The following is a 12851-nucleotide window of genomic DNA, read 5'->3' as shown; positions in this document are numbered from 1 at the left end:
TGCCAAAAAAAACACCAAGGAGTCGCCCCTTATGAAAGGTTCCCCGTCGTTGTTGTTGGCCGCCATGCTGAGTCTGCCGTTTCTGGCTCAAGCCGCAGAACCGGCCCAATGCAGCACCGTAAACTTCTCCGATGTCGGCTGGACGGACATTACCGTCACTACCGCCACCACCAGCGTCGTTCTCGATGCCCTGGGCTACAAGACCAAGACAACGATGATTTCCGTGCCGGTGACCTACAAGTCCCTGGCCGACGGCAAGAACATGGACGTATTCCTCGGCAACTGGATGCCGACCATGGAAAACGACATCAAGGCCTACCGTGATGCCGGCACCGTGGACACGCTGCGCGCTAATCTGGAAAACGCAAAATACACACTCGCCGTCCCCGAAGAGTTGTATAACAAAGGTCTGAAAGATTTCGCCGACATCGCCAAGTTCAAGAAAGAACTCGACGGCAAGATTTATGGCATCGAACCGGGTAACGACGGCAACCGCCTGATCCAGAGCATGATCGACAAGAACGCCTTCGGCCTGAAAGACGCCGGCTTCAAGGTGGTCGAGTCCAGCGAGGCAGGCATGCTCTCGCAAGTCGATCGCGCCCAGCGCCGCAACACCGCCGTGGTGTTCCTGGGCTGGGAGCCGCACCCGATGAACACTCGATTCAAGATGAAGTACCTGACCGGCGGCGACGAATACTTCGGCCCGAACTTCGGCCAGGCGACCATCTACACCAACACCCGCAAGGGTTACGCACAGGAATGCAGCAACGTGGGTCAGTTGCTGAAAAACCTGGTCTTTACCCTCGACATGGAAAGCACGCTGATGGGCAACGTCCTGGACGACAAAATGAAGCCTGACGCGGCCGCCAAGGCCTGGCTGAAAAAGAATCCACAGGTGCTCGATACCTGGCTCGCTGGCGTGACCACCATTGACGGTAAACCTGGCCTGGAGGCCGTGAAAGCCAAGCTCGCGCAGCCTTGATTTAGGAAGCATCGCTTACGCCGGGCGAGCCAGCTCGCCCGGGCTGTTTATTTCCTTGCATGCGGACGTTCACTACCATGCTGATTGATCAGAAAATACCCTTAGGCCAGTACATCGCGGGCTTCGTTGAATGGTTGACGCAAAACGGCGCCAGCACCTTCGACGCAATCGCTGTGTCACTGGAAACGATGATCCACGGCGTGACTTTCGCGCTGACCTGGTTCAACCCGCTGGCATTGATCGGCCTCATCGCGCTACTGGCACACTTCATTCAACGCAAATGGGGCCTGACCGTTTTCGTCATTGCCTCCTTTCTGCTGATCCTCAATCTGGGGTACTGGCAGGAAACCATGGAAACCCTCGCCCAGGTGTTGTTCGCCACCCTGGTGTGCGTGCTGATCGGCGTGCCGTTGGGCATCGTCGCCGCGCACAAACCGATGTTCTACACATTGATGCGGCCGGTGCTCGATCTGATGCAGACCGTGCCGACCTTCGTGTACCTCATTCCTACCCTGACCCTCTTCGGTCTGGGTGTGGTCCCGGGTCTGATCTCGACGGTAGTGTTCGCGATTGCCGCGCCTATCCGCCTGACCTACCTGGGTATTCGCGATGTTCCGCAGGAATTGATGGACGCCGGCAAAGCCTTCGGCTGTTCGCGCCGTCAACTGCTTTCACGGATTGAACTGCCCCACGCCATGCCAAGCATCGCGGCCGGTATCACCCAGTGCATCATGCTGTCGTTGTCGATGGTGGTGATTGCGGCACTGGTGGGCGCCGACGGCCTGGGCAAACCCGTGGTCAACGCACTGAACACTGCTGATATCGCCCTGGGCTTCGAAGCAGGCCTGGCGATCGTACTGCTGGCGATCATGCTCGACCGTATCTGCAAACAACCCGACGCTAAAGTAGGGGGTGACGCATGAGCATTATTCGCTTCGAAGACGTGGACGTGATCTTCTCCAAAGACCCGCGCGAGGCCCTCAAACTCCTCGACCAGGGCATGACCCGTGATCAGATCCTGAAAAAGACCGGGCAAATCGTCGGCGTTGAAAAAGCCACGCTGGACATCGAAAAAGGTGAAATCTGCGTGCTGATGGGCCTGTCCGGCTCCGGCAAATCCAGCCTGTTGCGCTGCATCAACGGTCTCAATACCGTTAGCCGTGGCAAGTTGTTCGTCGAGCATGAAGGCAAGCAGATCGACATCGCTTCCTGCACCCCGGCGGAACTTAAAATGATGCGCACCAAGCGCATCGCGATGGTGTTCCAGAAGTTCGCCCTGATGCCTTGGCTGACGGTGCGCGAGAACATCAGCTTCGGTCTGGAAATGCAGGGCCGGCCGGAGAAGGAACGGAAAAAACTGGTCGATGAAAAACTCGAACTGGTGGGCCTGACCCAGTGGCGCAACAAGAAGCCGGACGAACTCTCCGGTGGTATGCAGCAACGTGTGGGCCTGGCCCGCGCGCTGGCGATGGATGCCGACATTCTGCTGATGGACGAACCGTTCTCGGCCCTGGACCCGCTGATCCGCCAAGGCCTGCAAGACGAACTGCTGGAACTGCAAAGCAAGCTGAACAAAACCATCGTGTTCGTAAGCCACGACCTCGATGAAGCCCTGAAGCTCGGCAGCCGTATCGCGATCATGAAAGACGGTCGGATCGTCCAGTACAGCAAGCCAGAAGAGATCGTGTTGAACCCTGCGGACGATTACGTGCGCACCTTCGTCGCCCACACCAATCCGCTGAACGTATTGTGCGGTCGCAGCCTGATGCGCACCCTGGACAACTGCAAACGCATCAACGGTTCGGTGTGCCTGGATCCGGGCGGCGATTCGTGGCTGGACCTGGCCGAAGGCAACACCATCAAAGGCGCACGCCAGAACGGCTCAAGCCTGGACCTGCAGAACTGGATACCGGGACAAGCGGTTGAAGGCTTGGGTCGTCGGCCAACGCTGGTGGACTCCAACATCGGCATGCGCGATGCGCTGCAGATTCGTTATCAAACCGGCAACAAGCTGGTTCTGCACGACAACAACAAGGTGGTCGGGATTCTGGGCGACAGCGAGCTGTACCACGCACTGCTCGGCAAGAACCTGGGGTAAGAAGCAGCAGACACAAAAAACGCCGCGAGATGATCGCGGCGTTTTTGTTTGCGGGATATCGGGTCACGCAGCTGTGCGGCTGATGACCCCTTCGCGGGCAAGCCCGCTCCCACAGGGATCGGTGTCGTGATCAATATTTGCGTCACAACCTGATCTTGTGGGAGCGGGCTTGCCCGCGATGAATGCGACGCGGTGCTTCAGACAGAAACACCGCGCCACTCACTTCTTAGCTATAAACCCGGCCAAGCAGCTGCCGATGGCTTTCAAACTGATCGAGCACGTCACGGGTGATCTGATCCTGAGTGAAACCCATCAGGTCGTAGTCCTGGCTGCCGTTATGCAGGTACACCTCGGCGCGGTAGTAACGTGCGCGCGGTTCATCGGCACTTTCAGCAGACACCGTGTCACTCGCCGCCGCCAGATAACCGTCCAGGCTCACTTCGTAGACAAACGGGTTGCCCTCTTCCATCTCGATCCGCACGCCCATACAGCGTTTCGACTTGCCCAGCAACGTCTGCACATCCAGACCCTGAGCACGCAATTGCACAGCCGCATCTTCCAGCGCCGGGCTGACTTGCTTGTCCATGAAACGCTGAACGATCGACTGGTTCGGTTGCAGATCCAGCTGGGTCAAGCGCTCGCTGAAACCACGACGACCACGCGCCGCCAGTTCCGCTTGCTCCTGTTCGATTTGCACGTCCTGGCGCATGGCCTTGTGCAAACCAAACATGAAGAACACCAGCACCACCGAGAACGGCAGCCCCGCCAGCACCACCATGGTTTGCATGGCTTCGAAGTTACCGGCGAACAGCAGACCGATGGTCACCAGGGTGATCACCGCCGACCAGAAAATCCGCAGCCAGTGTGGCGCATCTTCATCTACATTGCCGCCCTTGCAGGAAAGGTTGGCCATCATCACCGCGCCGGAATCCGCCGGGGTCAGGAACAGTACGAAGCCGACAAAAATCGACACGCCGATCACGATTTTCGACGCGGGGTAATGCTCAAGCAACTGGTAGATCGCCATCGACGGCTGTTCCAGCGCCGTCTTCCCGAGCTCCACCGCCCCATGATTCATCACCAGGTCCAGGGCCGAGTTACCGAAGATCGACAGCCATGCCAGGGTGAAGCCCAGCGGAATCAGCAGCACGCCGGCTACCAGTTCACGCACCGAGCGACCACGGGAAATCCGCGCGATGAACATGCCTACGAATGGCGCCCAGGAAATCCACCAGGCCCAGTAGAACAGGGTCCACAGGCCCAACCAGCGGTCGGACTTCTCACTGTCGCCTTCATACACATAGAGGTCGAAAGTCTTCAGCACCACGCCGTTCAGGTAGTCACCGATGTTCTGCACAAAGCCGTTGAGCAGGTGCAGGGTCGGGCCGAACAACAGCACGAAAATCAGCAGACCGCTGAACAGCACGATGTTCAAGTTGGACAGACGGCGAATACCGTTTTCCACGCCGGACACAGCAGCGATGGTCGCCACGGTGCTCATTACGATGATCACGATCAGCAGGTTGGTGTTGTTGTGTTCCATGCCGAACAGGTTTTCCAGCCCCGACGACACTTGCAGCGAACCGATCCCCAGGTTCGTCACCAGCCCCAGCAAGGTCACGAACATGCCGAAGCCGTCCACCGCATGACCGGCCGCGCCTTTGACCCAACGCTCGCCGACCAGCGGATACAGTGCCGACCGCAAGGCCAGCGGCTGGTTATGACGGTAAGCAAAGTACGCCACGGCCAGGCCGACCAGTGCGTAGATCGCCCAGCCATGCAGCCCCCAATGCAGGAACGTCAGTTGCACCGCATGACGAGCCGCAAGGTTGCTGCCGGCCACGCCTTCCGGTGGATTGAAGTAATGGTCCAGCGGCTCGGAAGCACCGAAGTACAGCAACGAGATGCCGATACCCGACGAGAACAGCATCCCCGCCCAGGCGCCGTAGCTGAAATCCGGGGTGTCGTCCTTGCTGCCCAGTTTGAGTTTGCCGTAGGACGAAAACGCCAGGCCAACCACAAAAACCAGATAGGCGGCGATCACCACCATGTAGTACCAGCCGAAGCTGCGGGACAACCAGGCCTGGGCAATGCCGAGCATTCTGCCGGCCTCTTGCGGGGCGATGATCAGAATGGCGGTCAACAGCAGGATCAGCGCGGTAGAGGTGTAAAACACCCAACCGTTGACCGTCACCTTCTCGGGTGGGGTCTTTATTAGAGAGGCAGAACTCATGGCACAGATGCTCCAGGCAGTGCGAGAGAAGAACACAAGGCAACGCGGTACCCTACCAATCGGTTAGTTGGCAGCCGACCGGCGGGTGATATAAAGACACCCCGAAAAAAGCCCGAAACCCTTGGGACGCTTGCGCGTATGGGTTTCGAGCATTTTTGGATGTCGTTTTTCCGCCAACTACACGTAGGAAAAACCTGTAGGTAGCGACGATTTGTCGCAGATCTTATTCTTTGTTGATTGAACGTTCAATCAAAACAAAATAGACTGGCCTTCGATCCGGTAGCCGTTTTTCGTCCACCGGAAGGCCTAAGGAGATGTGCAAGATGCCCAAGGTCGGTATGCAACCCATCCGCCGCCAGCAATTGATCGAAGCCACGATGCAGGCTGTCGATCAGGTCGGCATGGGGGACGCCAGCATTGCGCTGATCGCCCGTTTGGCCGGTGTCTCGAATGGCATCATCAGTCACTATTTTCGGGACAAGAACGGCCTGATCGCCGCCACGGCGCAGTACCTGATGAGCGTCCTCAGCGAGAACGTCACCGCGCGCCGTCAGGCGCTGGAGGACACCAGCCCACGGGCTCATCTTCAGGTGATTGTCGAAGGCAACTTCGACGCCAGCCAGGTCAATGGCCCGGCAATGAAAACCTGGCTGGCCTTCTGGGCCACCAGCATGCACCACCCGTCTTTGCACAGGTTGCAGCGGATCAACGATCACCGTCTGTATTCCAACCTGTGCTGCCAGTTCCGCCGTGTGTTGCCGCTTGATCAAGCGCGCAGCGCCGCCCGTGGCCTGGCAGCCCTCATTGACGGTTTGTGGTTGCGCGGCGCGCTGTCGGGAGATGCTTTCGACACCGGGCAGGCGCACCAGATCGCTTACGAATACATGGATTTCCAACTGGCAAAGCAGGTGAGTTAGAGCACACATAAAAACGCTCAGCCCCTGAACCGCCACTGATCAGCGTCGCCAACGCTACACGGCACGCCCCAGTGGTTAACGCCAACCAACTTATGCACTTGCGAGGACTTTATGGCCCGTTTCGAACTGCAAAAACTCTACATCGATGGCGGCTACAGTGACGCCAGCAGCGACGCCACTTTCGAAGCCATCAACCCGGCTAACGGTGAAGTCCTCGCAACCGTACAACGTGCGACCAAGGAAGACGTTGAGCGCGCTGTGGTCAGCGCCGAAAAGGGCCAGAAAATCTGGGCCGCGATGACCGCCATGGAGCGTTCGCGCATCCTGCGTCGCGCCGTCGACATCCTGCGCGAGCGCAACGATGAACTGGCCGCGCTGGAAACCCTGGACACGGGCAAGGCGTACTCCGAAACCCGTTACGTCGACATCGTTACCGGTGCTGACGTGCTGGAGTACTACGCAGGCCTGGTGCCAGCCATCGAAGGCGAGCAGATTCCACTGCGCACCACGTCTTTCGTTTACACCCGTCGCGAGCCGCTGGGCGTCGTGGCCGGTATCGGCGCCTGGAACTACCCGATCCAGATCGCTTTGTGGAAATCCGCACCTGCCCTGGCGGCCGGTAACGCGATGATCTTCAAGCCAAGCGAAGTCACTTCCCTGACTACCCTGAAACTGGCTGAGATTTACACCGAAGCTGGCGTTCCGGCTGGCGTATTCAACGTTCTGACCGGCAGTGGCCGTGAAGTCGGCACCTGGCTGACCGAGCACCCACGCATCGAAAAAATCTCCTTCACCGGCGGCACCGACACCGGCAAGAAGGTAATGGCCAGCGCTTCCGCCTCGTCGCTGAAAGACGTGACCATGGAACTGGGCGGCAAATCCCCGCTGATCATTTTCGACGACGCCGACCTGGATCGCGCCGCCGACACCGCGATGATGGCCAACTTCTACAGCTCCGGTCAGGTCTGCACCAACGGCACACGCGTGTTCGTACCGAGCCATCTGAAAGCTGCGTTCGAAGCCAAGATCGCTGAGCGCGTTGCACGCATTCGCGTCGGCAACCCGGAAGACGAAAACACCAACTTCGGCCCGCTGGTCAGCTTCGCCCACATGGAAAGCGTGCTGGGTTACATCGCCAAAGGTAAGGAAGAAGGCGCTCGCCTGCTGTGCGGCGGCGATCGTCTGACCGACGGTGAATTCGCCAAAGGCGCGTTCGTGGCACCGACCGTGTTCACCGACTGCACCGACGAGATGACCATCGTTCGCGAAGAAATCTTCGGCCCGGTGATGAGCATCCTGACTTACGAAACCGAAGAAGAAGTGATCCGTCGTGCCAACGACACCGAGTTCGGTTTGGCCGCTGGCGTCGTCACCAAAGACTTGAACCGTGCTCACCGTGTGATCCATCAACTGGAAGCCGGTATCTGCTGGATCAACGCCTGGGGCGAGTCCGACGCCAAGATGCCGGTCGGCGGCTACAAGCAGTCGGGCGTGGGTCGTGAGAACGGCATCAGCTCGCTGAACAACTTCACACGCATCAAATCGGTACAGGTCGAACTGGGCGATTACGCCTCGGTGTTCTGATCTGACGCGGTTCTGGAGTCGCGGCCCTTTGTGGCGAGGGAGCTTGCTCCCGCTGGGCTGCGAAGCGGCCCCACTCCAGGCACCGCATTCCTTCAGACAGAACACGGTCGCTGACTTGCGACTGCTGCGCAGCCGAGCGGGAGCAAGCTCCCTCGCCACAAGTGAGTGGTGTATCGGCGACCCGCGACCTGACCCAACACCAAAGAGGGTGCATTCAATGTCCCAAGAATTCGATTACATCATCATCGGCGCCGGCTCGGCCGGTAACACCTTGGCGACCCGTCTGACTGAAGACGAAGGCGTCACCGTCCTGCTGCTCGAAGCGGGTGGCCCGGATTACCGTCTGGATTTCCGCACACAAATGCCGGCCGCCCTGGCGTTCCCGCTGCAAGGTCGTCGCTACAACTGGGCGTATGAAACCGATCCAGAGCCACACATGGACGGTCGCCGGATGGAATGCGGTCGCGGCAAGGGCCTGGGTGGTTCTTCGCTGATCAACGGCATGTGCTACATACGCGGCAACGCGATGGACTACGACAATTGGTCGAAGCTGCCCGGTCTGGAAGACTGGAGCTACCTCGATTGCCTGCCGTATTTCCGCAAGGCGGAAACCCGTGACATCGGCCCGAACGACTACCACGGTGGCGACGGTCCGGTCAGCGTGACCACGCCGAAAGCCGGCAACAACCCGCTGTTCCACGCGATGGTTGAAGCAGGCGTGCAAGCCGGTTACCCGCGTACCGAAGACCTGAACGGCTACCAGCAAGAAGGTTTCGGCCCGATGGACCGCACCGTGACGCCGAACGGCCGCCGCGCCAGCACCGCTCGCGGTTACCTGGACGTCGCCAAGAAGCGTTCGACCCTGACCATCGTCACCCACGCCCTGACCGACAAGATTCTGTTCGAAGGCAAGCGTGCGGTCGGCGTGCGTTACCTGATCGGCGCCGCTGAAGAGCGCGTTGAAGCCCGCGCCCGCAAGGAAGTGCTGCTGTGCTCCGGCGCCATCGCTTCGCCGCAGATTCTGCAACGCTCCGGCGTCGGCCCGGCCGAACTGCTGAAGAAACTCGACATTCCGGTGGTCCACGACCTGCCGGGTGTTGGTGAAAACCTGCAGGATCACCTTGAGCTGTACCTGCAATATGCCTGCACCCAACCGGTCTCGCTGTACCCGTCGCTGCTGCTGCACAACCAGCCGGCCATCGGTGCCGAGTGGCTGTTCAACGGCACCGGCATCGGCGCCAGCAACCAGTTCGAGGCCGGTGGTTTCATCCGCACCCGCCCAGACTTCGAATGGCCAAACATTCAGTACCACTTCCTGCCGGTGGCGATTAACTACAACGGCAGCAACGGTGTGAAAGAGCACGGCTTCCAGGCGCACATGGGCTCGATGCGTTCGCCGAGCCGCGGTCGCATCCAGGCCAAGTCCAAGGATCCGCGCCAGTACCCGAGCATTCTGTTCAACTACATGGCCACCGAGCAGGACTGGCAGGAATTTCGCGATGGCATCCGCCTGACCCGTGAAATCATGCAGCAGCCTGCACTGGACGCCTTCCGTGGCCGCGAAATCAGCCCGGGCATCGACGTGCAAACCGACGAGCAGCTGGACAAGTTCATCCGCGAGCACGCCGAAACCGCGTTCCACCCGTCCTGCTCGTGCAAGATGGGCACCGACGAGATGGCCGTGGTCGATGGCGAAGGTCGTGTGCACGGCATGCAGGCCCTGCGCGTGGTCGATGCCTCGATCATGCCGATCATCACCACCGGCAACCTGAACGCGCCAACGATCATGATGGCCGAGAAAATCGCCGACAAGATCCGCGGTCGCAAGCCATTGCCGCGTAGCAAGGCCGCCTATTACGTGGCCGGTGATGCACCGGTGCGTGGCAAGCCGTTGCGGGATGTGAGCCTGACTGCTCAGTAAGTCGTAATACCGAGGCGCGGCCTTCGCGGGCAAGCCTCGCTCCTACAGGGAATCGCATTCCCCCTGTAGGAGCGAGGCTTGCCCGCGAAGGGGCCAGCCCAACCAACACACAACCTCTGACACATCCTGGCAATCCCTCCCTACACCGCTCCGCCCTTGATCTACCCCCCGCCCAGGCCTAATCTAGCGCCACGCAAACGCTTCACCCCCCTCGCAACATCGATGTACCGCCACTCCATACCAAGGAGGTTCCCGAATGTTCGATTTCCACCCCCAGCTCAAGCAGCGTTTTGCTGCCTTGCGCACGGGCGCTGAATTCTTTTCGCTGCGTTATGTGCGCGAGTCCGGCCAGTACCTGTCGGTGCGCAAGAACGTCGCCGAACCGCCGAGCCTGAGCCGTGACGAAGGCGCGATGCTGACCGTTCGGGTCAACGGCGTCGAAGCCTATGCCGCAACCAACGATCTGTCCCAATCCGGCCTGCAAGCCGCGCTGGAGAGAGCCGAGCAACAAGCCCGTCGACTCAAGCCTCACGCCCTCCTCGACCTGCGCGAGCAAGCCGTCTCCAGCGACCGCGCCGACTATTTCTCGCCCAACTTCGACCAGCCCTTTCCGTCCCTGAGCGATTGCTACCAATTGCTCGGCGCCGAATCCGCCGCCGTGCCCAAGGACGAGCGACTGGTGAACTGGCAGGCGAGCATCGGCATCACCAATGTCGAGCAAATCTACCTCAACAGCGCCGGCGCCGAATTGCGTCAGGCCCAGCGTTTCGTCTACCCGAGCGTGGACGTCACCGCCTACGACGGCAGCGACAGCCAGACCCGTACCCTGGGCCGCGAGAATTTCGGCCAGCAGGGCGGCTTTGATGTGATCAGCCGTTGCGGCCTGATCGGTGCCGGCCCGAAAGTCGCCGATCAGGCGCTGCAATTGCTGCTGGCGCCAAACACCCCGCAAGGCCCGCGCGATCTGTTGCTGATGCCCGACCAGATGATGCTGCAGATCCACGAGTCCATCGGTCACCCACTGGAACTGGACCGCATCCTGGGCGATGAGCGCAATTACGCCGGCACCAGTTTCGTCAAGGCAGAAGACTTCGGCCGCCTGCAGTACGGCTCCGAACTGCTCAACGTGACGTTCGACCCGGACATCCCCGAGCAAATCGCCAGCTATGGGCATGACGACGACGGCAGCGCCGCCAGCAAGCAATTTCTGATTAAAGAAGGTTTGTTGCTGCGGCCATTGGGCGGTGCGCTGTCGCAATTTCGCGCCGGCATGGATGGCGTTGCCAACAGCCGCGCGTGCAGCTGGAACCGCCCGCCGATCGACCGCATGGCCAACCTCAACATCGAGCCCGGCGATCAGCCGCTGGAGCAACTGATCGGCAATATCGAGCACGGCATTTTGATGAGCACCAACCGTTCGTGGTCAATCGATGATGCGCGCAACAAATTCCAGTTTGGCTGCGAATGGGGCCAACTGATCGAAAACGGCGAACTCAAGGGTGTGGTGAAGAACCCGAACTACCGGGCGATTTCCGCACAGTTTTGGAAAAGCCTCAGCGCTGTCGGCGATGCCAACACCGTCAAAGTGCTAGGCACGCCGAACTGCGGCAAGGGCGAACCGAACCAGGTAATCCGCGTCGGCCATGCTTCGCCGGTCTGTGTGTTCAGCAATGTTGATGTGTTTGGAGGAGACGCCTGATGAGTACTTCCACGAGCACTTCAAATAGCCAGGCCGAGTCATTCAAGGACCTGGTCAATTGGTTGCGCGATGCACTTCGCACGCCGGAGCAATTCACCCTCAGTTACGCCGCCGAGTCGTCGGCTTTCGTGCGCTTCAACCACGCCAAAGTCCGTCAGGCCGGGCAGGTGCAGCAGGCGAGTGTCGGGTTCAAACTGATTAACGATGGTCGTCATGCCGATCTGAATATCACGCTGTCGGGCGACCCCGAAGTCGATCTTCAGCGTCTGGCCGAAGGCCTGCAACAGTTGCGCGAAACCCTGCCACTGTTGCCTCAGGATCCATACCTGCTGCTTAACCAGAACGACTGGCAGAGCAACAACGTTCAGGATCATCCCCTGCCGGATACTGAGCAGGTGGTCGCTGAAATCACTCAGGCTGCCGAAGGGCTGGATCTGGTCGGCTTCTATGCCGCAGGTCCCATCAGTCGCGGTTTCGCCAGTTCCTCGGGCGCATTCGGCTGGCATCAGGCCAACAGCTTCAACTTCGATTTCAGCCTGTTTCATGAAAACGGTCAGGCAGTGAAAGCCAGTTATGCCGGGCACGACTGGAACAGCGAAGGGTTTGCCAGGCGCTTCCAGCAGGCCCGCGAGCAATTGGCGTTTCTGGGTCGGCCATTGCGCACGCTGCCGCCCGGCGAATACCGCGCCTACCTGGCGCCGGCAGCGCTGGAAGAAATCATGGGCATGTTGAGCTGGGGCGGGTTTTCGGCCCAGGCGATTGCCAGCAAACAGAGCCCATTGCAGAAGTTCTACGCCAGCGAAGCCTGCTTCAGTCCCGACGTAGGGTTGAGTGAGCAGGTCAGCGGTTCCTTGAGCCCGGCGTTTTCCGACGAAGGTTATCCTCGCGATGATCTGGGGTTGATCGCCAAAGGCATGGCCAATGCCCGACTGATCGGCTCCCGCAGCGCCGCCGAATACGACCTTACTGCCAACGGCGCCAGCAGCCATGAATACCCGACAGCGCTGGTCATGCAAGGCGGCAATCTGGAGCAGGCGGAGATCCTCAAGCGCCTCGGCACCGGGCTCTACATCAGCAACCTGTGGTACCTGAACTACTCGGACCAACCGGCGGCGCGCCTGACCGGTATGACGCGATTTGCGACCTTCTGGGTCGAGAACGGCGAGATTCAGGCACCGGTCAGCACCATGCGTTTCGATGACAGCGTCTACAGCCTGCTCGGTTCGCAGCTGGAAGCGTTGACCGAGGAACGTGAGCTGATGTTGTCGGCCAGCACCTACAGTCAGCGGGCGACTGCTTCGGCGTTATTGCCGGGTGCGCTCGTCAGCCGACTTACATTGACGCTCTGACACAGATCGTTCCCACGCTCTGCGTGGGAACACCGCCCGGGACGCTCGGCGTCCCATTGCAGGCGTGA

The 12851-nt window shown here is 59.9% G+C and carries 9 protein-coding genes; 8 read left to right on the top strand and 1 reads right to left on the bottom strand.

The annotated features are described in order from the left end of the window. The first annotated feature begins 31 nt into the window (after positions 1-31). The 3 genes from AB4O41_RS19160 (at position 32) to choV (ending at position 3080) form a co-directional block, all read left to right on the top strand. Positions 32-982 carry a choline ABC transporter substrate-binding protein gene (locus AB4O41_RS19160; RefSeq protein ID WP_007907523.1) on the top strand — a complete coding sequence of 317 codons (951 nt, stop codon included), beginning with the start codon at positions 32-34 and terminating at the stop codon, positions 980-982. Positions 983-1059: 77 nt separating this feature from the next. Next, on the top strand, positions 1060-1905 hold the full coding sequence (choW, locus tag AB4O41_RS19155) for a choline ABC transporter permease subunit (protein ID WP_123359168.1): 846 nt from the start codon (positions 1060-1062) through the stop codon (positions 1903-1905). Continuing rightward, a complete protein-coding gene (gene choV / locus AB4O41_RS19150) occupies positions 1902-3080 on the top strand; it encodes a choline ABC transporter ATP-binding protein (RefSeq protein WP_123359169.1) in 1179 nt (392 codons plus the stop codon). Before choW ends, choV begins: the two co-directional genes overlap by 4 nt. Before the next feature lie 226 nt (positions 3081-3306). Here the strand turns inward: choV and AB4O41_RS19145 are convergent, their stop codons facing one another. Then, positions 3307-5256 carry a BCCT family transporter gene (locus tag AB4O41_RS19145; RefSeq protein ID WP_460148379.1) on the bottom strand — a complete coding sequence of 650 codons (1950 nt, stop codon included), beginning with the start codon at positions 5254-5256 and terminating at the stop codon, positions 3307-3309. 380 nt (positions 5257-5636) lie between these two features. Here AB4O41_RS19145 and betI point away from each other — a divergent pair, with 380 nt between their 5' ends. The 5 genes from betI (at position 5637) to AB4O41_RS19120 (ending at position 12783) form a co-directional block, all read left to right on the top strand. Continuing rightward, entirely contained in the window at positions 5637-6230 is a 594-nt protein-coding gene (gene betI, locus AB4O41_RS19140) for a transcriptional regulator BetI (RefSeq protein ID WP_460144292.1), read from the top strand. 111 nt (positions 6231-6341) lie between these two features. Continuing rightward, a complete protein-coding gene (gene betB, locus AB4O41_RS19135) occupies positions 6342-7814 on the top strand; it encodes a betaine-aldehyde dehydrogenase (protein WP_460144291.1) in 1473 nt (490 codons plus the stop codon). Between the two features lie 217 nt (positions 7815-8031). After that, positions 8032-9735 (top strand): choline dehydrogenase, encoded by a 1704-nt coding sequence (gene betA, locus AB4O41_RS19130; RefSeq protein WP_460144290.1) that lies wholly within the window; start codon positions 8032-8034, stop codon positions 9733-9735. 256 nt (positions 9736-9991) lie between these two features. Then, positions 9992-11434: a TldD/PmbA family protein gene (locus AB4O41_RS19125; protein WP_460144289.1), complete on the top strand. Its 1443-nt coding sequence runs from the start codon at positions 9992-9994 to the stop codon at positions 11432-11434. Next, on the top strand, positions 11434-12783 hold the full coding sequence (locus AB4O41_RS19120) for a TldD/PmbA family protein (RefSeq protein ID WP_460144288.1): 1350 nt from the start codon (positions 11434-11436) through the stop codon (positions 12781-12783). The genes AB4O41_RS19125 and AB4O41_RS19120 overlap by 1 nt, the downstream gene beginning before the upstream one ends. The last annotated feature ends 68 nt before the right edge of the window (positions 12784-12851 follow it).

It is taken from the genome of Pseudomonas sp. S2_A02 (assembly GCF_054668495.1).
Note: the sequence above shows the minus strand (reverse complement) of the source record. Positions and strands in the feature narration are given on the sequence as shown.